A 20,841-nucleotide genomic window follows, 5' to 3' on the forward strand; every position below is an offset into this window, starting at 1 on the left:
GAGTGGAGGATAACGATGACAGTCAAAGCGGAAATGGGAACGCAAGATAGCATGGTAGGGCAGGTGGCGCCAGATTTCACGCGCGAAGGGACCAATGGAACGGTTCACTTAGCTGACCTGAAAGGCCACATTGTGGTGCTGTATTTCTATCCCCGGGATAATACACCAGGGTGTACAACAGAGGCCTGTGATTTCCGCGATGCTATTGCGGACTTTTCGCAAGTCGACGGCATTGTGCTCGGGATCAGCACCGATTCCTTGGCGAGTCACGAAAAATTTACCGCCAAATATCAATTGCCCTTTAACTTGTTGTCTGACCCTGACGCCGAAACGGCGAAGGCTTATGGCGTGTATAAACAAAAGAATCTTTACGGCAAAGTGTCCTGGGGCATTGAACGTTCGACCTTTATCATCGATGCACAGGGGATTATCCGGTACGTGTTTCGCAAGGTCAAGGTGCCAGGACATGTCGAACAAGTCAAGGCGCTCGTCGACCAGTTGGCAGGTGACTAACGCCGTGGTCCAGGACGTACTGACCGTCCTTGCATCGTTGTATCCGAATCCGGTAACGGAGTTGGTCCATGACGGCCCATGGCAATTGTTAGTGGCCACGATGTTATCCGCCCAATGCACAGATCGCCGGGTAAATATGATTACGCCGCGTATTTTTGCCCGTTATCCGGGTCCTGCGGAGCTAGCGCAGGCCTCGGTGGAGGAGATTGAAGCATTGATAAAAGATTGTGGGCTGTATCATAGCAAAGCCCGCAATCTGCGGGCGACGGCGGAAATTATTGCGACGCAGTTTGATCAACACGTTCCGGAAGATCGCGAGACTCTCATGACGTTGCCAGGGGTGGGCCGGAAGACGGCCAATGTGGTATTGTCAAACGCCTTTGGTGTAGATGCCATTGCCGTGGATACCCATGTCTTTCGCTTGTCGCACCGCTTAGGGTGGTCTGATGCTAAAGATGTGTTGGGGACCGAAGAAGATTTAATGCGTCTATTGCCACAATCGGTATGGAGTCAGGCGCATCACTGGCTGATTTTGCATGGGAGACAGGTGTGCATGGCGCGCAATCCGCAGTGTGCAAGGTGTCCGGTCGCGCCGTTTTGTGAGCAACGCGGCGTAAATAAGGCGTGAGGGAGGGCGTGCTGAGGTGCTCTATGCGTTAGTCTCTGATTTATTTTTTGCGGATGTTGTCATGCGCGCGGCAAGCAGCGTCGGAGAGCGTGTCCAAACGTTCTCGACACCCGATACGTTGTGCCAAGCCGTGGCTCAAGCATCCCCACCACCTTTAGTGTTGCTTGACTTATCGATATGGGACCAGAGGCTCTCGCCGTGCTTAGAAGCGGTGCAACACATTGCAGGATTTGGTCCTCATGTCGCGCGCGAACAATTTCAAGCGGCCCGTGCCCAGGGAATTGAGACGCTGTGGGCCAACTCGGCGCTGAGTCAGAAACTAGGGCCGTGGATCGTGACCAACCGCTGACATATGGTCGTGTGCAGACACAGCATAAAGGAGGAATGGGGCCATGCGGGCAGTGGTCCTAGGGGGCGGAGGCATTTTAGGCGTTGCTGCCATAGGTATCTTGGAAGCATTAGAAGAACTGGGAATGGCCCCAGATATTGTGGTAGGCACGTCCTCAGGGGCATTGATTGGGGCGTTGTATGCGCTGGGCATTTCTCCAACCGAACTGAAAGACATTGGACTCTCGGTAAGGCGCCGAGATATGGTATGGAACTGGCGACGGATGGGCCGGGAATTGCTCACGCGGCATACCCTGGCCGAGTCCATCTTAGATCCGGAGCCTTTTTGGAGTAAATTATATAAATATTTTGGCTCGCAAACATTTGCGGATACCCGCCTTCCCCTATTTATGGTGACGACGTCGCTGACGCATCGCATGAGCGTAGTGTTTGGATCCTATATTCCCCAAACCTTTTATCGCTTGCCGCATGTTTTGTGGGTGGATGGGACGCACCAAGAAATCTTTCCTGCGGCTCGGGCTTCTTCGGCGATTCCTGGATTCTTCCCTGCTGAGCGAGTGGCTGATATGATATTGGTAGACGGGGGAATGACAGATGATTTCCCACTCGATGTGGCACAAGCTGCGGGCGCGACGAGTGCCATGGGATTGTGGATTGATGAACCCGTCCGTTGGCAAGTGCCAACGCCCCGTCCGCATTTGTTGCAAGTTTTGACGGAAAGTCTTGCCGTCACCATTCATCATATGACCGTTCTGAAGAAAAACACGGTGACGATGCCGTATGTGATGGTGCGATTGGAGATGGACCACCGCGCCGATATGGCTCGGATTCCGCAAATCATTCGCCGCGGCTACGAACAAACTATGGCGCTTAAAGAGATTCTTGTTCGAGACTATCGGTAAAGGAGGTGCAGTCAATGCCTGACACTCCCTCGTCATTGATGGTTTTGATTCAAGAGTCGCGCCAATGGGCGTCGGTGAGTCGTGGCTTGGAATTGTTTACGCGGGCGAGTGAAGCGTTGCAACGAGCGTTTTTGGTAGACAGTGGGTATTTTATCTATAAAAAGACGGGGCTTTGGGAACGAATCGAAGATGAGGCGTGCCGCCTTTACGCGCCCTGGGGAGTAATGGTTGCCCACCAAGGCGGATATCCCGCCGAGGAAGACCGGCAAGGTGTGGCAGCGGTCGAGGGGTTCGAAGACAGGACAGGCTGTTGGATTCGTACGGCGGACGCGCCCGAACTTATTCGCCAACAGTGGCAATCATGGGGGATCAAAGTCGGCGGCGCATGGCGTCTCACGTTAGGTACAAAGCCGGTAGGACTCATGGTATTACGCCGCTCTGTCCCAGTAGCGGATGATGCCGAACTGATGGGAATGGTGGCAGGGCAAGTCTCTTTAGTGATGGAGTTGTTGCGCTTTCGGCGCACCGCCGAAGAGGCCGGGTGGCGCGATGAGTTGACGGGTATTTATAACCGCCGCGGTATTGAACGCCAAATGGCGCTAGTAACGCAACAAGGAGCTCAGACCCTAGGGACTGCTTGGATTTTTGGCATTTTTGATATTAACCGGTTCAAATACATTAATGACGCATATGGACATCCAGAAGGGGACCGTGTATTAGCAGATGTGGCGAAGGCTCTGTGTGCTGGGTTAAGGCCTCAAGATATTTGTGGACGCTGGGGCGGCGATGAGTTCGTGGTGTTAGTCAATACCGCACAGGCCCAAGCTTCCACGGTCATCGCCCGCTTGCAAGAATTAGTCGCTGCCCGTGTCGAACGGGTTACCGTTAGTGCGGGGTGGGCCGTTTGGGGCGTTGACGGCAACGATTTGGATACGATTTATGATGTAGCAGATCAACGATTATATGAAGATAAGAAGAGACATTAACCGAAAGGATGGCGAGTAATGGAGCGAGCACACGCGGTGATTGTGGGAATGGGCCAAATAGGCAGAACATTAGGAGAAGGCCTTTTAATGGCCGGATATACGGTCACCCCTGTACTACGCGGACAAAGGTATCCCACCGATGACGCACTGCGGCCCTTTATTATTGCCACGGGAGAAGACGATTTGGCACCAGCGCTCGAACGTCTTCCGGAACCGATAAAAAAAGCGTCGTCGGTAGTGTTGTTGCAAAATGAATTGTTACCCAGTCAATGGGAGCCCGTGGGGATTTTGAACCCGACGCTTTTTGTAGTGTGGTTCGAGCGGAAACTTGGCAAACTGATAAGCGTGTTGCGCCCTTCTGTGGTCTTCGGGCCGCAGCAAGCAGCGATCCAAGAAGCCATGGACCGGTTGGGACTCGCCTGCCAGCAAGCCGACAGTTTTCATGAGGCGATGGAACAAGTGGTTATCAAAAATGTCTATATTTGGGCGACCAATATCGCCAGCTTGCGGGTCGGAGGCACTACCGGCGAATTAGTTAAAAACCATTTTGCCTTGGTTCGGTCCTTGTCCCATGAAGCACTTGCGATGCAAGAAGCCGTAATGCAGCAACGATTTGATGGAGATCGCGTGATGGATGAAGTGATTGCCGCGCTCAAGGCGGATCCAGCACATCAAGCCGGAGGACGCAGTGCCAAAAGGCGACTGGAACGGTTTTTGGCTCATGCGGCAGCGGAAAAAATCGATGTGCCTGTAGCACAAGATATTGCAAAGGCCCATGGTCTGAGCCCAAAGTTGTAAGCTAACGCTAAGGTCCTGGCAGAAGTGCCAGGACCTTAGTGTTGGGAGGGATATCACAGGACTGTCAATGGATGCCGCGGCTGAAGCCAATGGCGACAAGGACGACCATGACAAGAATATAGATGCGTAAGGCCCAAAACGCGACCTGAATCCAACCCTTGGGAACAACTTTCGTCAGTTTTACCGGGGTATGGCTATCCTCAGGGACGGAGAGCACTTGCAAATTCTTTTGTGGGGTCTTCATATCGATCGCGCCTCCTTTCAAAACCACTTCGGGAATACGACGGACAATCCATAAATGCCATTCAGCACAACCAGCAATCCGACAATGGTAAAGGCCGAAATGTTTTGCCACTTGCGGTTGACGTGTTCTCCCATAATGCCCGGGTCATTTAAGAGCAACAGTAAGAAGAGCATGGCAGCCGGCATGAAGATGGATGCAATGACTTGCACTGTTAAGTTCAAAAAGCCCAAAGGCGTGTTAGGAATCAAGACTACAGCGGCTGCCAACACCGCACTCAAAAGTCCCGGGATGTAAAACCGCCATGCTTTTTGGAACGGCAGGTTAATGCTCTTGGGCCAGTTGAATGCTTCGCCCATGGCCCATGAGGTGCTGGCCGTCAGCGCAATAGTGGCAATCGTGCCAGCTTCTACCAAACCCAAGGCGAACAGGCTTTGTCCGACAGGCCCAACGCGTTGGCCAATCACCTGAATGATTTGTTGAATGTCATAATTCGAAGCCCCTGGCCGCCCAAACGCTACCGTCCCTGTCAGAATGACGATGGCTAACGCCACTAAAACCATCGCTAAAGTGCCTAATGCGGTGTCGATTTGTCCATGGCGGACATCTTCGACCGTTAACCCTTTGTCGACGACCGAAGACTGTTGGAAAAATAGCATCCAAGGGGCGATGGTGGTACCAAAGTTCGCCAACACGACAAATAAGAAAGCGGCTGTAAAACCTCCTGGAACCTGCCAGTGCGCAAATGCGTTGGCGACCGCACTCCAATGCGGATGAGCCATTAACGCGAGAGGCACAAAGATGAGATTGCCGGCGGCAATCCACAATGAGACCCGCTCCCATGTCCGGTACCGGAGGACCAAGAGGATGACCGCATCCAGCACTAATCCACCTAGCGCGCTCCAAATGGGCGGGACGCCAAAGACTGACATGCCAATAGTAATACCTATAAATTCCGTGACCAGTGTCAGGACGTTGGCTACTACCAAATCAATGAGCGAGAACCAGCCCCAAAATGCGCCGTAACGCCCCCAAATCATTTCCGCGTGGCCCCGGTGTGTGACCGCGCCAAGACGCACAGTCATTTCTTGCACAACGTAGGCAATGAATCCGCCAATAATTAAAGCCGGAATAAAAAACCCAATCCCGTAGGTTGCTCCCGTTTGTGCATACGTAATGACACCGCCTGCATCATTGTCAGCAATCATAACGAGAATCCCTGGACCAATCAACGTGAGCAACAACATTAACCGCTTGCGCCAGCCGCGGGATTCGCGCAAAGCGGCGACACGCGCCTGGTCCTCTGCCCGGATCTGGGTGTCGTCCAACGGGGTTACTGCAGAAATTGTCTTTTTCACGATCTATCCCTCCCTCGGCTGTCCCGAGGCAGGTCACGCACGCAATAAATTACGTAGGAGACGAGAGCACTCGGGAGAGCACAGCGTGTTCACTGAATTAATTGAGACGGTTTGACTTCTATGGCCTCCAGGGTCTGTATTCACCCGCGTTCCCTCCTTATAGTGGAGATTCTCCATAAAAATATCCTCTTTGTCTGCACAAGAGGATAGCGCGCGAAAAACGCAATCCCCCTGGTGGAGCTTTGGCACTGCATCACGTGAGAACTCCCGTGAGAGTTCAGCCACATTGGAAGAAGCCTTAATCCGGCAACTTCTGGTCTACTCCTTAGCGTCTTTAGACGGGTCGGAGCAGTGGCCTATGTTGATGCAGACGCCTCGCCTAACGAGGATATCAATTGACTTTCTACCCTCACTATATGCGCCTAAGCGGGCGTGTGTCAATGGCCAAGTATGATATGGGGAGAAAAAATCGGATATTCGTCCAAAATACCGTCTAAATAGTCCTTTGTTGTCCCATACGGGGAATTTCGGGTTTATTTCTCCATTGAATGATCCTGTCAACGAAATTAACACGACTTTGTAACCTATAGAAATCGAAAAAAGCGGGGACGGCTTTCGGTGATTTACCAAGACATTATTAGAAATTGATTAGAAATCTGCCAAAAGATCCGGGACAGCGCAAAAATTGCTGACTATAATTAAATAGGGGAAGGTTATTTAGACCTAGTCCCCATAGGTATCGAGTTTAGACTCCGTACGTGTTGCAATATCGGTCCGGCGGAGTGACTAGTGGTCCATAACATATGGGCGTTACTTCAAGTTGGGAGGCCGACTAATCTACAAAGAAAGAAGGGTGGCTATGTCTACAGCGACCAAGGGAGTTTTGTGGGTGATTGGCGCATTAGTGGTGATTGTGGGTTCGTTCTATGCGACATCGGCGGTGCATGTTGCGCGCTTATCACGGCGTTATGGGCAGGCCTACTTAAATCCCGAATTGGGAGGAGCGGCCCAATATAAAATCAATGTCTGGGTACCCAGCGGAAACGGCACGGCTCAGTATGTTGTGCTCTATGACGCCAACAAATTCAAAACGGTAAGTGTGCCAGAAACCGGTGCAGCCCATTGGGCCACGTTGGGCGTGTTTCCGTCACAGGGTAACGCCACTATGTCAGTGCGGCGTGTGGGTGAAAGTGGACAGCGCAACGACGGTGTTGTAAATGGGCACATACAGCATCAGCAAGTGGAATTTATTCCGGTGGCTTCGTAAGATACGGAATCGAAATGCGGGAGGACTGCCAGATGAGCGGTCCCCCCGCTCTTTTATAAGAAAGCCGCAATCATATAGAGACCAAACGCCATGACAATGCCGGACAGTGTCCAAACCATTAACCGGTAGCCGCCATGCATGCGGTGGGCTGGGGGAAGCACGCGAGCCTCAAGAAGGAGCAAAAAGCCTAAGACAACAGGAAGAAGCATCGCGTTCATGACCTCCACATCGATGGTGAGTTGAACTAAATCGATGCTGGCAATGACCATAATTGCGCCTAAGACGTGCGCTAAAGTATAGATGAGGTAAAAGGCAGGCGCTTCTCGAAACTTGTGGTTGAGACTATGCTTGATACCAAAGGCTTCTCCGATCCCCCATGAGCCTGCAATCGAAGCCACGAGAGCCGCGACAAAACCCGCACCTAAGATGCCCGCTCCGAATATGAGTCGTCCAGCTGTCGTGCCCATAACGCTAGTCAGGGCGTTGGCAATTTGCACAATGGATTGTAATGATCCAAGATTTTCGTGCCCAAGCGTTGCCGCCGTGGTGAGCACGACGGCAATCATTAAAAGCTGCGTGATAATAGAGCCGATGCCAGTATCCCACCGTGCGGCCTTGACATGGGATTGGTCCCACCGTTTGTCAATAATAGCGCCTTGCTGATAGAAGATCATCCAAGGCATAATGACCGCGCCAACGTTGGCGGCCAATAAGAACACGTAACGCGGATTACTTACGGGCATGGTTACCAACCCGCGAGCGACCTGAGGGAGCGCTGGATGAGCCATGATAGCGGTTACAAAGAAGGCGAGTTCTAAACTGCCAAGTGCAATTCCAATCCATTCGACGCGTTGATACCGTCCGGAAACGCCAATGGCGATGAGTGCCAAAGTGGCAATACTGACACTGATCCATGGCGGCAACCCAATTAGAGAGCCCACCCCTGCTATGCCAGCAAATTCCGTAATTAAAGCGCCCACCACGGATAAGAACAGCGTGGAGACCGACAACCACGCCCATCCGCGTCCAAACCGTTCGCGAATGAGTTCGCCATGTCCCTTGCCTGTAAAAATGCCTAATCGCACGGTCATTTCTTGAATCACAAACAGCATGGGAATGAGAATCAATTGAGGCAAAATCATTTGATATCGCCACTCCACGCCAGATTGCGCAGCTGTGACAACACTTCCCACATCGGTATCCGCCAACATCACCATAATGCCGGGGCCAAAGAGTGCGGAATACCTAAGAAGGCGCGAGCGCCAAGGGTCTGGCCTTGTGGCGTCAAGCGATTTGGCCTGATGATTCATGTCGGACACTCCTAGCAATAATTCATAGAATGCACTGAAATTGATAATGTTAATCATTATCATAGCGGCTTAAAAGATACAATCATTCTTTCTAACCGAACCGGATAACCCGATGTCTCTCACTATATCATGTCAACGGACAAAAACGACCGATTTATCTAAACCAGAATTGAGTGGCCCGAATCCGTTGGTGCGATTAATACCAAATCTTATTACAAAATGCATTCTCACGTAAAACGTCCTAATTCTTGTGCATACCATACAACGAAAGGAAAAAGAGGTGGAGCTTTCCGACTTTTGTCATAAATCAGCGGCATTTGGGCAACATAAAGCCACATTGCATGCGAGGAGTGGATGAGATGGATAAGCGAAACCGTCTGACCAAGAGCTTGTTATGGATAAGCGAGACGACAGGACTGTCTGCCCAAGCGGCTATCCATGCTCTAGCCATGGAAAAACGAGGCGACGTGGATAAAGAACTCGAGAACACCGAAGAAGAAGACCCTGAAACACAAGGATAATACGGTTCCATGGCTAATATTTAGAATCCGCCTGTGAACTTATGTCTGATGAAAAATTCCAAGGAAATTCTTTGATACTAAACTTGGGAGTGTATGGGATACTGTATGTCATTCAGATCATGACTAAGGTCAGGTTGCAGCACATGCGTGGTGCAATAAAGTATAAATGAGGTGAAGTCATGGGTCTGAAAGAGCGCCTAATCGTTGCGGGTTCCGTTATAGGCGCTGTCTTTTTGGTTGCGCCTGCTACGTTTGCTAGTGCCTAACCGTATATTCCATAGTCCGCGATTGCCCAAATGAGAGACCGCTTAGTTCACCACTACCTGGGACCCCACTTAGAGATTGTTTGGGAAGTTGTGATCCATGACCTGCCACCGCTTAAAGCCGTTGTTGTTGCGATGTTGAAAACACGATGCCAAATATCCGAGTTCGATGAGAAACCTCGCGGTGTGCGATAGCGATCATGTGGCGCCCGGAAGAGCCGGTCCCGGCTAAGCTTGGGCCGTATGGTGGCGGGCTCATTCCTCGAAAATATCGGCGTGCGTTCCGGTGCGCAGTAATATGAGTTCTGAGATGGCGCGGTTGATCCGATAGATTAAAAGCCAATCGGGTTCGATATGGACGTCGCGCCACCCGTGCAGGTCGCCCCGTTAAGGCGTGATCGCGATAACGGGAAGGAAGCGGCTCTTCGGCCACTAACAAGGCAATGACGGCTTTCAATTTGGTTAACTCTTTATGGCGGCGTGCCATTTTTTTAAGATCCCGCTCAAAGCGCGTAGTGACGCGAATGCTGAGAGACATCTGCGGTTTACTGGGGAAATCGGTGAAACAGGTCATCGAGCTTCTGAAACGAATGACCGCCGCCGTTCTCAATTTCGTCCATGGCTTCTCGTGTGGTGTGGTTAGGCACCGCGACGGCAAACGGGAGGCGTTCTTCTTCAGCCACGCGCAGAAACGTTAGACGAATCAGGTCCGAGGCAGTCAAGCCCATTTTCTCTAAGACCGCGAGAGCCTTTTCTTTGGTTTCTGCGGGTATGCGTGCGCGCACAATCGTATTCGCTTTCATCAGTATCCCTCGCTTTGCCAAGTGTATACTCTATTATAGCTACATTGTAGCTACGGTATCAAGGATGCCGTCTAAAGACCTCAAGCGCGGTCAGCGCCGCGTCCCCCGTTAACACGGTCTAACGATGGGCAAGCACAAACCGCCAGACGGCACGACTGTTGCCTGTGAGTCCGCGAATCCTAATCCGCTGACGGAGCACGTTATGCGGTCGAACTAACTGGTCAGGACATCTACGCGGGATAAGTCACAAAGTACTGGAGTGCCCGTAAGCGGTGAGATGCGCCCGCAAGCGCCGCGGGAGCTGGGCGAGATCCGGCGTGCCGCACCAGGCGGGCGAAGAGCTGGGTTAGAGGCGAATGAGGTTGGCCCGGTAACGTACGATGGCACGCGACGCACTGAACCTGTTCCTCGGCGGTGACGATGCGAAAACGAGTCGCTGGAAGACAAGCGACATGGATGCTCGTCAGAGTATAGCAGAGCGAGCCTTTTGCACTGGGGGACAGGGGCGTCACAGCGCCCCTGTCCCCCAATCCCGTAAGGCTGACATGATATCCCAATGCGTATCCGCGTAAAAGAGATGGCAAATGTCCAAATTTTGGGGACCGCAGGAATATAAAGGGCAGACCCCATGGGATTCGGTTTTTTTCAGACAAAATCTGGCACAACCTAAACTCTATGTTCACCATGTGGATAATGTGCTTCACAACGAGAATTTAAGGGCATTCGAAAATCTCACGATGGAAATTATTTCTTAAGATGAAGGGAGTTTGGGGGTGATGTGCTAGCGTGAATATGAGGTGACGGAATGATCAACCACGAGCCGGTCTTGCATATACCTACCGCAGAATTAGTCGCCGCCTTATCTCGGGCGCTCGACTTGACAGAAGGCGAGCCTATGGGCCATGCCATGCGCACATGCTGGATTGGTATGGAAATTGGGCGCTATTTGACGTTATCGGAGAAAGAACGAGCGGAATTATATTACGCGCTATTATTAAAGGACGCCGGCTGTTCTGCCAATGCGCGGCAAGTCGCCGAATGGTTTGACACCGATGACCGTTCTGCGAAGTATGCATTCAAGTCGGTAAATTGGTCGAACTTGTGGCAGGCGACGCGGTATGCCATATCGCAAGTCAAACCGGGTGCCCCATGGACACAACGTCTCAATCAGCTCATCAGCGTGGGAAGGCGCGGCCCTCAAGGCGCACGGGAATTGGTTGAAATGCGGTGCACAAGGGGAGCGGACGTCGTGCGGCAGTTAGGTTGGGTCACGATAGCGCCGGATGCGGTATTGAATTTAGATGAACATTGGGACGGATCAGGGCAACCGCGCGGTCTTAAAGGCCAAGAAATTCCGCTTTTAGCCCGGATTTTGCTGCTAGCCCAAACGATCGAAATTTTTTGGAACCGTTCTGGAGCCCAAGCCGCACTGAAAGTGGTTCACGATAGGCGAGGAACGTGGTTTGATCCGGCATTAGTCGATCTATTCTTGACAATAGGGAAAGCCGAGACATTTTGGGCCCAATTGGGCCAGATCACAGAGCCCATGGCTATTGCGCATTTAGATCCGGACCCTTCGGCGATCTCGATGTCTTCGCTCGATGAGCTGTTACACATTGCACGCGTCTTTGGAGAAATCGTGGATACGAAATCCTCATGGACCGCAATGCATTCGATTCGTACCGCACAGGTTGCCGCATCGTTAGCCGAGATAATGGGTGAGAGTGAACGCGTACAACAAGAAACGTTGCTGGCAGGATTTCTGCATGATTTAGGTAAATTAGGCGTAAGCAACTTGATCTTGGATAAACCCGGGGCACTCGATGCGCAGGAAAGGCAAGAAATTCAGAAGCACCCGGAATTAACCTATCATATATTGGAGCCGATTCGTGCGCTTCAGCCGATTGCGGCGGCTGCGGCATCGCATCACGAAAGACTTGATGGCACCGGCTATTATCAGGCCCTGCATGGCGATACCATCCCCTTAGTGGGTCAAATCGTGGCGGTCGCTGACGTGTATGATGCTCTAGCGCATGCTAGGCCCTATCGCCGTCAGCTTGATACAGGCGAAGTCCTCGGGATTATGCGGCCCGACGCGGGCAAGAAATTGTCTGGACCAGCAATGGAAGCGTTAGAGTGGGGGCTAACGCAGCAACCCGAGAGATTTGTCGCAGAGTCTGGATAATAAAACGCCTTGGGCCGCTATAGTAGAGACAACGCCCGTTGTCGAGCTCTTATCGAGGCCGTCCGGGTTTATCCCGCGCGATTTGCTATGTACGGGATTCTCTTGCACAAACCTTTGAGGACATGACATCCTAACGACCCCAAGCATCTATTCGCAGACGAGAACCCCCTGGCTTATGACAAGACTAGGGGGTTCTGCACGAGATTCAAGATCATGGTGACGTACATAGCACCACCGACGGCAGCCGTCCGGCCATATTCAGGAATTCGTCCATAAATTGGGGTAGATCAGACCTGATACCCAATTTAAGGACTGCGAGAAGCCATGCAGATGATTGCTGACCACGAAGTTCGTTGCGGAATACGGCATCCAAATGACTGGGATATGGCGGGAGGCAAACATTTGATATTGATCGAGCCGTGAGAGTTCTTGAGATGTGCTAGTGTAAGGCGCATAGGTTTGATCAATGAGGGAATTCATCGTGGTATTGCTATAATCCTCGCCGTTGAGGGCGGCATTGGTTTTAAACAAGGCGCCGCCGGTCGGATAATAATCGGGGCTATAGATCCAACTGCCAAGCCCCAGCCAAATCATGGACCATTTGCTTGGGGGAGGGCAATGAGGCTATCAAATGGGGTGGAGACAAGGTTCGCCTCAATCCCTTCTTTCGCCCAATCGGTCTTGAGTAGCTGGACAATATCTGTGACGGTTTGGCTGCCCGCGTTGTAGTTTAAGGTAAATGCCAAAGGCTTTCCGTTTTTCATCATGATGCCGTGGTTGTCTTTCCAACCATGGGCTAACAAAATCGACCGTCCTTGCTGTGGATTATAAGAATAGATAGGTTGGTTTAGGGCGGTATCGTAATAAGGGGTCTTGGGCTGTTCGGGAATGGGGCCGTCTCCGATAATGCCATGACCATGATAAAACGCGGCGATAATAGCCGGTTGATTAATGCCATACGCTAAAGCCTGACGAATGTAGAGTTGATGAAAGAGCATGCCGGTACCATTGGGGGCGGTGGGCGACTCATTGGGCTGGAGGTACGTCATTCCCCAGACATAACCGGATATTATGCGATCATGCGTTAATGTATGGCGGGATTTCCACAAGCTAAGCGGAAGGTAACCAATAGTCAAAGCCCCCGTCTTTAAGGCTGAGAATTCACTTGCCGATGACGTTTCATCAAAATACCGCGCGGCGGAGACCTCGGCCTTCAGGCCGGGGAGGAGCCGCGTCAGAGAACCCTCCCTTCTTCCCATGTTGTGGTCTCACTAACATTGCGATATGATAGGTCTCGTGAATGTTGGGAGGCGTCTGCGACGGTACTGACCTTGACCGCGAAGGTGCAATTGTATCCGAACCCGGATCAGGCGACGTTGCTCCAGCAGACCGTCGAGGCCTACCGTCAGGGCTGCAACTGGGTCTCCGGGGTCGTCGATACCACGCACTGCCTTCAGCAAGCCGCTCTCCACACCGAGACCTACCGGCCCTTGCGGGCGCAGTTTGGCTTGCGATCCCAAATGGCGCAATCGGTGATCAAAACCGTGATGGCCCGCTACAAGAGTGTGCTGGCCCACGGGCATCCCTGGACTCGGGTGCAGTTCACCAAACCGGCCTTCGACCTCGTCTGGAATCGCGACTATTCCTTGAAGGCCGGCGCATTCTCTCTCAATACGCTGGCGGGCCGCGTGCCGATCCCCTTCGCCCGGCAGGGCATGGAACGCGTCTTCGACGGGACCTGGCAGTGTGGCACGGCACATCTTGTGCACCGCCATGGGCGCTGGTTTCTCCCTGTACCGATGACGAAAGACGTGGCCGAGACCGATTGGGCGGAGATTCGTCAGGTGGTCGGGCTCGACTTCGGCATCAACTTCCTGGTGACGGCCTACGATTCCCAGGGGCAGACTACCTTTTTCCCCGGCCGCGCCGTCAAAGCGCGGCGTGCTCACTTCAAGCTCCTTCGACAGACCCTGCAACGGCGGCAGACACCGTCCGCCCGCCGGCGCCTGAAACGCTTAGGACAACGAGAAAACCGTTGGATGACCGATGTGAACCATCAGGTCAGTAAGGCACTCGTGGTCCGCTATGGGGCTCAGACGCTATTCGTCCTGGAGGATCTGACGGGGATGCGGGGGGCCACGGAGCGGGTCCGGCGACGGGATCGGTATACGTCCGTGTCGTGGACCTTTTACCAACTCCGCCAGATGCTCGAATATAAAGCGACCCTATATCAGTCCCGCACGATCGCGGTGGATCCGCGCTATACCTCGCAAACCTGTCCCCACTGTGGGCACGTGGCCCGAGGAAATCGCGATAAGCGCCGACACCGCTTCGCGTGCCAACAATGCCACTACCGGTCGAACGATGACCGGATTGGCGCCATGAACCTGCACCGTCAGGGAATTGAGTACCGGGTGACAGGTGCGATCGCGGCAGGCCCGCGGTCGTGAGGGCGACGTCAACCGCCCTACGATGCGACCCCAACCCAAGGAAGGAGATGGCGTTCAGCCATCGGACGCACTTCCGGGGAGTCGCAAGCTCCGGCCTTTAGGCCGGGGTAGTTGACACTGAAAGATAAGGGAAGATAGATGAGATTTGCGTCCCCCATAGTCTTTATGTGCGACAAAACTCCATGACTGGTTTGGTTGAACCCGGCCAAAATGATAGGCTCCATCGACTATTTTAAACAGGGCACTGGTGGGGCTGTTCGCTTCAGATTGAATAAACTTGAGCTCTTTGATCATATTGTTGGGATATTTATCCCACACAAAGGCCGGTACGGGATTGATTTGGCCTAATCCATTGAGAATAAACCACTGCGGATTCACGCCGGAATTTAACGTGACTTGGAGCGTGCGGGCATTAATCACGTCGACATTTTTGAAATCGGTGGGGACCCCGCCGCTGCCCTTAGTTCCAAGGCAAATTTTTGGCGTTACTACTGGCGCCTTTCATAATGGACCAGGTGAACGCCACATCTTGAGCCGTGACGGGTTGTCCATTGGACCAATGGTAGCGCGGATTCATGTGCAGTGTAAACACGCTGGCCGTCTTGTTCCAGGTAATGGAAGAGACTAAAGAATGTTGATAGTCTACCGTATCGTGAGGCGTCACATCAAGCAACGGTTTGTACATTAAGGCATCGAGTTCGATGTTGGTGGCGCTAAACGTATTGCTGGAGAAGACGGGGAAAAACCAGTTAGGACTCGTTTGCACGGGTAACGCGATAACTACGGGGGCAGAAGCAGGTGGCGCGGCCTGAGAGGACGTGGTGCCACACGCCGTGAGTTCCAACCCCGCCAACAGAGAGACAGACATCATACTCCACATCAGTTTCCGTGCCATGGTTGACACTCCCTCCAAAATACGATTAATGAATATTTATTCATCATCTCATATGTAGATATGGTTGTCTTGGGCATTCAACCTAAAATATGGCAAGAATCCGGATGGCGGCATTCTTTGGAGAATTCGGGCTGTCTTTAGAATTCCCTGGGTGTGTCGTGAGGAATAACCGCGCAGAAACAGGGCGCGCTGAAAATGTCTTGGCTCGTCATAGCACCTGGGTATGGGACATAGCATGAAGGGAAGTCCCAGAAATGAGGTGGCCTCATGGACCAAGAACCACGCCGCATTGCTACGTTGATTACCGGGTTTACCATGCTGCTGTTGACGATTGCGCTGATCGTATTTTCGGAGCATGGGTTTCACGCGACGGTCGATGCCTTAAAACTCTTTTTTGAGGTGGTCTTCCCGTCGTTACTACCGTTTTTCATTTTGTCAGATGTGCTCCTGTCGACAGGCATGGTGCACTATTTAGGCGTCTATTTTGAGCCATTGATGCGCCCTCTCTTTAATGTGCCAGGAGTGGGATCCTTTGTCTTTTCGATGGGGCTCGCGGCTGGATACCCCATGGATGCGGTGTTGACCGCCAAATTTCGTCGGCAAAATTTGTGTACCAAAGTGGAAGGCGAGCGGTTGTTGGCTTTTTCCAATTCGGCGGACCCGTTATTTCTCTTTGGCGCCGTAGCCGTTGGAATGTTTGGCCAGCCTGCTTTAGGGGCCGTACTGGCCATGGCCCATTATGCGTCGGTGTTGATGGTTGGACTAACCTTTCGCTTTTATGGGCGGCGGGCAGACCACCCTCGGCAGGAGGAAGGAGTGGTGCTGCGCGGCATTCATAAGCGGGCCATGGATGCATTGATTCGTGGTCGAATGGAAGACGGCCGCTCATATGGAAAGGTTTTCAATCAAGCTATTGGAGAGAGTATGGGGACGTTATTCATGATTATGAGCTTTATGGTCTTGTTTGCCGTGCTTTTACGCGTATTGACCGCGACAGGCCTTATGGTGGTCCTGACAGCCCCCTTGACCGCGGTCTTTCATGTCTTGGGCTTTTCCCCCCAATTGGTGCCGGCGGCTGTAAAAGGGCTCTTTGAAATTGATTTAGGGTCAGCCGCTGCGGCCCATGCGTCAGCCCCCTTGCTCCAAAAATTGGTCATTGTGTCAGCGATTGTTGCATGGTCAGGCTTGTCGGTTCATGGGCAGGTGGCATCAGTGCTCGCTGATACCGATATTTCCATGAAGCCGTATTTTATGGCACGTGCGTTGCACGCGGTCTATGCGGGCATCATGACCGTCGTGTTTTTTCATCCAGTTGAACAGGCCTTGGGCGGCATCACTTTGCCGGCCTTTGCCGATCGTGATTTCTTAGTGGTAGCGCCAACCGCGCCCACCATGGTCGATGCCTTTCATGTGACCTTGCTCATGATGATTTTGTCCCTGTCCGCTTTGGCGGTGGCCATGCTGGTGATGGGCATTGTGCGTATGTTGCGTCTGGAATGGCTTGGCGCCCGATTTCGGTAATCTCGTTCGCACGCACCCTTAGGCGCCCTCCGAATACCGTACAGGAGGGAGCCGATACAAGGGGTGAACCAAGATGGAACAAGAAGTGGGAATGGTGTTGGCGCTTGTTGCCACATATACGGTGACCCGCCACGTGCACGCTACTGCTGTCGTGTGGCGGGTTTTAGCGTTGGTTGCCGAGTATGCGTATTTTACTGGCGTATGGCCCCAGGTGGCGCAAGCCGTTTTTCTCATGGCATTAGGCGTCACTGTCGGACTGTGGACTTGTCAGCGCAAAGGCTCTGCGCTAGAGATTACGGAAGTGGTGGCATGGACGTGGATGGCCTTGGCGATTTTGTGAAGTTTGCTATGATAAACAGTATGAAGCGTAGTGAGGTGACCCGTGTTTGATTTGACAACGCATTTGGGCGTGCCATTGTCTTGGACGGGACACCAGGAAAATCCGGTGTATCCTCTTATTGATGGAGCGGTTGACCATCATGTGGCTAGGAGTTTAGAAGAGCTTCGTCCTTTTTTGGAAGATCCGGACGCATCAGGGCCGCCCTATGTCTATCATGTTTATGAAGGCATTCATTTGAAAAGTGAGGAAACGCGTTACCGGGCGCAAGGCATTAGCGTTGATCTCACGATTATCTGGCCAGGAGTTCTGCGGGACGAATGGACGAAAACCGCTGGACATAAGCATTCAGCAGCCGACAATGACGAATGGCGGGCGGAAGTTATCGAAGTGATTAATGGCCAGGGTCTCTTTGTTCTGCAGTCGGGAAATCGGGACCGAATTGATGACTTGGTCGTCATCTCCGCCCAGGCGGGAGATTGGGTGGTGATACCACCAGGATTTGGCCATGTCAGCGTCAATGTCGGGGAAGAAGTTTTAGCCATTGTATGTGCGCATGCCCAGGACATTTATTTAGAATATGAAGACATGGCCCGGCACCGAGGTGCCGGGGTGTGGATTGGACCAGAAGGCATGCGGGAGAATCCGAGTTATTTGAGGATTCCCCCTGTTAAGCGCTTGGCGGCGCGTGACGTGATGGCGCGTCCTAGTCAGCAGCCGTTATATCGAATGGTGGGCATGAATGCGTCACAGTTTGAATTCCTCCAAGACCCGAGGCGGCCTGTTCCGTGGCGTTAGGATTAGGGCACCAGTTGTAGGTCTTGGGCATGATACCGGCTTAACTCATCGGTAAAGGCATGTTCGGGCGATTCCAAACACACCACGAGACCACCCTTTTCAAGAATGTCTGCATATTTTTTAGCCCAGCTTCGATTGAGACCTAAGCGATAGATGTGATGCTGCACATCCAAAAAAGGATAGGGTGCCACAAAGCGGGTTAATGGGCCCATGACGACGACTTCTAAGTCTTGCTGGCGCATTAAGACGGAGACAGCGGCACTTCGTTGGACGCTCTCAATACAGGACAGCAGAGTCTTGGGGTTTTTAAACCATCCAAACGTTCTTGGCATGAAACCACCTCCGCCACTAGTATCTGCTGTTACTGGGCAAAGCATAATGGAAATTGGGTCCACTCAAACCGTAAGCGGGCCATCCCCGAGAGGATGGCCCGCTTACGGCAGCAGCTATTTTTGCGAGGCGGAATCTTGGTCTTGACCAACCGCTTGGATGAAAAGGTGTGCAAGCTGTTCTTTCTCATCGTCTTCGGCCACACGCCAAGAGGTATACGCTAGCCAATCATCGGGCTTTTGCCACTGATGTTGATGTTTGACCACTTGATTGCCTGTGCTGACGAGTTGGTTGTGCAGATCATCCACGCTTTCAGGAGCATAGTGCTCCTGCACGTACGCCCACACCGTGTCCAACGTGGTTGGAATGTCAATGGACTTCATTATTCCCACCTCCACTATTTAAGGTGGCTGGGATGGGCGTAAACTATGCAGGAGATTATAGGCCCACTTGCGCAAGACGAGCAGAAATCCAAGCACCAACGCGGTCTTCCGTTTGCCGAATCCATTGGCTGATGGCTAACCACCAAGCTTGCCACGGTTTCAGCGGCACACTGTGCACGCGGTGGGAAATCGTCGAAGGATCCAAAAGCGGTCGCGGTTTCGTCACACGGTGCGTAATGGTCACTTTAGGGTGCGCACCAATCGTGGGAATAGGCGTTTGCGCAAACACGTAATGATAATTGATGGCGATTTGTGAAGAAGCTTCAGCGGCTGTCAAGGCCGAAGGCGAGTAATTCCAGTTGACGGTGATGTCTTTGCGGATGCCGTCATACAAGGCAATATGCCAGTGGTCTTGAAGCGAGGCAAAGTAGCCATAGGCCCCCCATGTGGGATCGGCTACCACCCATCCAACCGTGGGCAGGTAAAATTCTGTCCACTGGTGAAATCCTCCTTGCCCACTGCCATTGCTTGTCACGTAGCCTCCTACAAAGCGCGCTGGAATTTTTGCCGTGCGCAGCAAGCCGACATAGAGATCGGCAATGTCGCTGCAGATCCCTAGGTGGCTTTCGGCCGTTGCCACAGCACTGCCAGAAGCCTGCAAGGTATAGTTGTAATGGATGTTGGCCACAATCCACTCAAAAAGCGCATGCGCTTTTTGTTCCGGATTTTCCCCAGGGGTAATCACGGAATTGACAATGTTCTCTAAAACCGGGGAGTCGGTGTCGACCTCTTGGGCCTCTTCTGCCGGATTGGTGTAGGTTTGGTATACGCTGCTATGGGTATTATAAGGCGGATAGGTTACAGGCAGCTTGTAACTTACCTCAGATGAAGTGGCGGTGTAATCTAAAACTAATGTTACGGTCTGGTGTGGAGCAATTTGGTTCCACATAAAACTGCCAATCAGATTGCCATATTGATCATGGTAGGTGCTGACCGGTTGGATGCTGGTGTGAACTAATTGGACTTGTGAATAGCTCGTCTCAGGTGCCAGCAAGACCACATCGGCTTTCACGTCATAAGCCTCGGCATTCTGCGTATTGGTCAAAGTAATCGTTTGGCTAAAGGTATAATGTGCTGGCAGCGTCGGGATTGCATCGGGTGAGGCGATGCTGAGATTGGTTTGCGCAGCAAACACCCCAGGAGTCCACGTAAAAACCCCCGAAAACATCACGACAAGACTGATTGTGACGAAACGCTTGACACCCAAAGCCAATCCCCCTAAATGATTAACATAACTATTATAATGACGGGGCGCCCAAGAGGAAACTCACCAATGTTAGGGTATTAGGAACCTAGACGGTGAAAACATGAGTAATCCCTATGTGGGGGCTAAAGCAGGGGGGAGGGCCGGTAAACCCGGCCTTCAGCGCACTTTTTCCACTTCTGATCGAATATCTTCTAGCTTGACGTAGCGGTCACAAGCATTTTCCAATTCGGCCGAAATCATTCCGCGCGTGCCTACCCCAATGATTTCTTTGCCACGTGAGCGAATGAGCTCGACGGCACGCTCAAAATCGCCATCGCCTGACATGAGTACCGCCACATCATAGCGGTTGACGGTACTAAACATGTCAATCACAATTTCGATGTCCAAATTCGCCCGCCGAATAACGGAACTCGAACTTTGGTCCATCGTTTCTTTAATAGACTTTTCCCGGATGGTAAAGCCTAAGTGACGCAATGCCGTAAGAAAGTCACGCTGGGAATTGTCAGGAGGCACCTGAACCCCAGTGTAATAAAAAGCGTTGTAAATTTCCCGTCCTCGGGTAAAGTATTCGATGACACGGGCAAAATCGAGATGCCATCCTAGCACACGCTGGGCGTAAAACATATTCGCGCCGTCAACAAAAATAGCGACTCGTTCATTGCTGTAATCCACGTTGTCCTCCCTCATGATTCAGATGCTTTTCTATTGCGCGCACCTCATTGGTTATCTTGTACACG

Annotated in this window: 27 protein-coding genes, 1 pseudogene and 1 riboswitch; of the genes and pseudogenes, 14 read left to right on the top strand and 14 right to left on the bottom strand. The window is 52.2% G+C overall.

Features of this window, described 5'->3' with window-relative positions; translation table 11 throughout:
• Positions 1 to 15: 15 nt before the first annotated feature.
• From CO251_RS09900 to CO251_RS09925, 6 genes are read left to right on the top strand one after another with little or no spacing between them, the layout of a single operon-like run.
• Positions 16 to 513, top strand: a complete 498-nt coding sequence (locus tag CO251_RS09900) for a peroxiredoxin (protein WP_242968528.1) — start codon at positions 16 to 18, stop codon at positions 511 to 513.
• Entirely contained in the window at positions 467 to 1,141 is a 675-nt protein-coding gene (gene nth, locus CO251_RS09905; protein WP_103375656.1) for an endonuclease III, read from the top strand. Before CO251_RS09900 ends, nth begins: the two co-directional genes overlap by 47 nt.
• 16 nt (positions 1,142 to 1,157) lie before the next feature.
• Positions 1,158 to 1,490, top strand: coding sequence for a hypothetical protein (locus CO251_RS09910; RefSeq protein ID WP_103375657.1), 333 nt, complete (start codon positions 1,158 to 1,160; stop codon positions 1,488 to 1,490).
• A gap of 43 nt (positions 1,491 to 1,533) precedes the next feature.
• A complete protein-coding gene (locus tag CO251_RS09915; protein WP_103375658.1) occupies positions 1,534 to 2,391 on the top strand; it encodes a patatin-like phospholipase family protein in 858 nt (285 codons plus the stop codon).
• 14 nt (positions 2,392 to 2,405) lie between these two features.
• Entirely contained in the window at positions 2,406 to 3,377 is a 972-nt protein-coding gene (locus CO251_RS09920; protein WP_103375659.1) for a GGDEF domain-containing protein, read from the top strand.
• Positions 3,378 to 3,395: 18 nt separating this feature from the next.
• Positions 3,396 to 4,175, top strand: coding sequence for a hypothetical protein (locus tag CO251_RS09925; protein ID WP_103375660.1), 780 nt, complete (start codon positions 3,396 to 3,398; stop codon positions 4,173 to 4,175).
• Between the two features lie 64 nt (positions 4,176 to 4,239).
• On the opposite strand, the gene CO251_RS09930 is transcribed toward CO251_RS09925, so the two are convergent.
• Complete coding sequence (locus tag CO251_RS09930) at positions 4,240 to 4,419, bottom strand: hypothetical protein (protein ID WP_103375661.1); 180 nt, start codon at positions 4,417 to 4,419, stop codon at positions 4,240 to 4,242.
• 17 nt (positions 4,420 to 4,436) lie between these two features.
• Positions 4,437 to 5,774, bottom strand: coding sequence for an NRAMP family divalent metal transporter (locus tag CO251_RS09935; protein WP_242968530.1), 1,338 nt, complete (start codon positions 5,772 to 5,774; stop codon positions 4,437 to 4,439).
• A 221-nt stretch (positions 5,775 to 5,995) separates the two neighbouring features.
• Positions 5,996 to 6,168, bottom strand: a riboswitch (M-box (ykoK) riboswitch).
• Between the two features lie 465 nt (positions 6,169 to 6,633).
• Between CO251_RS09935 and CO251_RS09940 the strand changes: the two genes are divergently transcribed.
• Entirely contained in the window at positions 6,634 to 7,041 is a 408-nt protein-coding gene (locus CO251_RS09940) for a hypothetical protein (RefSeq protein ID WP_103375663.1), read from the top strand.
• Between the two features lie 53 nt (positions 7,042 to 7,094).
• Here CO251_RS09940 and CO251_RS09945 read toward each other — a convergent pair whose 3' ends face one another.
• The gene (locus CO251_RS09945; RefSeq protein WP_242968531.1) at positions 7,095 to 8,351 is read right to left on the bottom strand and encodes an NRAMP family divalent metal transporter; all 1,257 of its coding nucleotides are present in this window, start codon (positions 8,349 to 8,351) and stop codon (positions 7,095 to 7,097) included.
• A gap of 359 nt (positions 8,352 to 8,710) precedes the next feature.
• Between CO251_RS09945 and CO251_RS17420 the strand changes: the two genes are divergently transcribed.
• Both CO251_RS17420 and CO251_RS18060 read left to right on the top strand, forming a co-directional pair.
• A complete protein-coding gene (locus CO251_RS17420) occupies positions 8,711 to 8,872 on the top strand; it encodes a hypothetical protein (RefSeq protein WP_158246281.1) in 162 nt (53 codons plus the stop codon).
• A 296-nt stretch (positions 8,873 to 9,168) separates the two neighbouring features.
• The gene (locus CO251_RS18060) at positions 9,169 to 9,330 is read left to right on the top strand and encodes a DUF86 domain-containing protein (protein WP_103375665.1); all 162 of its coding nucleotides are present in this window, start codon (positions 9,169 to 9,171) and stop codon (positions 9,328 to 9,330) included.
• A 60-nt stretch (positions 9,331 to 9,390) separates the two neighbouring features.
• Here the strand turns inward: CO251_RS18060 and CO251_RS18065 are convergent, their stop codons facing one another.
• The 3 genes and pseudogenes from CO251_RS18065 to CO251_RS09960 all read right to left on the bottom strand — a co-directional run bounded on the left by CO251_RS18065 (position 9,391) and on the right by CO251_RS09960 (position 9,938).
• Positions 9,391 to 9,513 (bottom strand): type II toxin-antitoxin system mRNA interferase toxin, RelE/StbE family, encoded by a 123-nt coding sequence (locus tag CO251_RS18065; RefSeq protein WP_369825260.1) that lies wholly within the window; start codon positions 9,511 to 9,513, stop codon positions 9,391 to 9,393.
• Positions 9,514 to 9,574: 61 nt separating this feature from the next.
• Positions 9,575 to 9,709: pseudogene (locus CO251_RS18070) on the bottom strand (hypothetical protein); the annotation flags it as partial.
• Positions 9,681 to 9,938, bottom strand: a complete 258-nt coding sequence (locus tag CO251_RS09960) for a type II toxin-antitoxin system RelB/DinJ family antitoxin (protein ID WP_103375666.1) — start codon at positions 9,936 to 9,938, stop codon at positions 9,681 to 9,683. The gene CO251_RS09960 and the pseudogene CO251_RS18070, both read right to left, overlap by 29 nt.
• A gap of 805 nt (positions 9,939 to 10,743) precedes the next feature.
• Here CO251_RS09960 and CO251_RS09965 point away from each other — a divergent pair.
• Positions 10,744 to 12,123, top strand: a complete 1,380-nt coding sequence (locus CO251_RS09965; protein ID WP_103375667.1) for an HD-GYP domain-containing protein — start codon at positions 10,744 to 10,746, stop codon at positions 12,121 to 12,123.
• Positions 12,124 to 12,381: 258 nt separating this feature from the next.
• Here CO251_RS09965 and CO251_RS09970 read toward each other — a convergent pair whose 3' ends face one another.
• Both CO251_RS09970 and CO251_RS09975 read right to left on the bottom strand, forming a co-directional pair.
• The gene (locus CO251_RS09970; protein ID WP_103375668.1) at positions 12,382 to 12,717 is read right to left on the bottom strand and encodes a hypothetical protein; all 336 of its coding nucleotides are present in this window, start codon (positions 12,715 to 12,717) and stop codon (positions 12,382 to 12,384) included.
• Positions 12,714 to 13,382, bottom strand: coding sequence for an ABC transporter substrate-binding protein (locus tag CO251_RS09975; RefSeq protein ID WP_103375669.1), 669 nt, complete (start codon positions 13,380 to 13,382; stop codon positions 12,714 to 12,716). Before CO251_RS09975 ends, CO251_RS09970 begins: the two co-directional genes overlap by 4 nt.
• A 72-nt stretch (positions 13,383 to 13,454) precedes the next feature.
• Here CO251_RS09975 and CO251_RS09980 point away from each other — a divergent pair, with 72 nt between their 5' ends.
• Positions 13,455 to 14,573: an RNA-guided endonuclease InsQ/TnpB family protein gene (locus tag CO251_RS09980; RefSeq protein WP_369825255.1), complete on the top strand. Its 1,119-nt coding sequence runs from the start codon at positions 13,455 to 13,457 to the stop codon at positions 14,571 to 14,573.
• A gap of 54 nt (positions 14,574 to 14,627) precedes the next feature.
• Here CO251_RS09980 and CO251_RS09985 read toward each other — a convergent pair whose 3' ends face one another.
• Both CO251_RS09985 and CO251_RS09990 read right to left on the bottom strand, forming a co-directional pair.
• Positions 14,628 to 14,993, bottom strand: coding sequence for a hypothetical protein (locus tag CO251_RS09985; protein WP_103375670.1), 366 nt, complete (start codon positions 14,991 to 14,993; stop codon positions 14,628 to 14,630).
• Positions 14,994 to 15,033: 40 nt separating this feature from the next.
• A complete protein-coding gene (locus tag CO251_RS09990) occupies positions 15,034 to 15,468 on the bottom strand; it encodes an ABC transporter substrate-binding protein (protein ID WP_103375671.1) in 435 nt (144 codons plus the stop codon).
• 267 nt (positions 15,469 to 15,735) lie between these two features.
• On the opposite strand from CO251_RS09990, the gene ylbJ reads away from it, so the two are divergent.
• From ylbJ to CO251_RS10005, 3 genes are all read left to right on the top strand, one after another.
• Positions 15,736 to 16,989, top strand: coding sequence for a sporulation integral membrane protein YlbJ (ylbJ, locus tag CO251_RS09995; protein ID WP_103375672.1), 1,254 nt, complete (start codon positions 15,736 to 15,738; stop codon positions 16,987 to 16,989).
• A gap of 73 nt (positions 16,990 to 17,062) precedes the next feature.
• Positions 17,063 to 17,329, top strand: a complete 267-nt coding sequence (locus CO251_RS10000) for a hypothetical protein (protein WP_103375673.1) — start codon at positions 17,063 to 17,065, stop codon at positions 17,327 to 17,329.
• A gap of 42 nt (positions 17,330 to 17,371) precedes the next feature.
• Positions 17,372 to 18,124: a glucose-6-phosphate isomerase family protein gene (locus CO251_RS10005; RefSeq protein ID WP_103375674.1), complete on the top strand. Its 753-nt coding sequence runs from the start codon at positions 17,372 to 17,374 to the stop codon at positions 18,122 to 18,124.
• 2 nt (positions 18,125 to 18,126) lie between these two features.
• Here CO251_RS10005 and CO251_RS10010 read toward each other — a convergent pair whose 3' ends face one another.
• The 4 genes from CO251_RS10010 to CO251_RS10025 all read right to left on the bottom strand — a co-directional run bounded on the left by CO251_RS10010 (position 18,127) and on the right by CO251_RS10025 (position 20,776).
• Positions 18,127 to 18,456 (bottom strand): hypothetical protein, encoded by a 330-nt coding sequence (locus CO251_RS10010; RefSeq protein ID WP_103375675.1) that lies wholly within the window; start codon positions 18,454 to 18,456, stop codon positions 18,127 to 18,129.
• 114 nt (positions 18,457 to 18,570) lie between these two features.
• Complete coding sequence (locus CO251_RS10015) at positions 18,571 to 18,837, bottom strand: hypothetical protein (RefSeq protein WP_103375676.1); 267 nt, start codon at positions 18,835 to 18,837, stop codon at positions 18,571 to 18,573.
• A 55-nt stretch (positions 18,838 to 18,892) separates the two neighbouring features.
• Positions 18,893 to 20,104: a transglutaminase family protein gene (locus tag CO251_RS10020; RefSeq protein WP_242968533.1), complete on the bottom strand. Its 1,212-nt coding sequence runs from the start codon at positions 20,102 to 20,104 to the stop codon at positions 18,893 to 18,895.
• 156 nt (positions 20,105 to 20,260) lie between these two features.
• Complete coding sequence (locus CO251_RS10025) at positions 20,261 to 20,776, bottom strand: NYN domain-containing protein (RefSeq protein WP_103375677.1); 516 nt, start codon at positions 20,774 to 20,776, stop codon at positions 20,261 to 20,263.
• Positions 20,777 to 20,841 lie beyond the last annotated feature (65 nt).

The organism is Sulfobacillus sp. hq2, from assembly GCF_002903155.1.
Taxonomy (GTDB): domain Bacteria; phylum Bacillota; class Sulfobacillia; order Sulfobacillales; family Sulfobacillaceae; genus Sulfobacillus; species Sulfobacillus thermotolerans.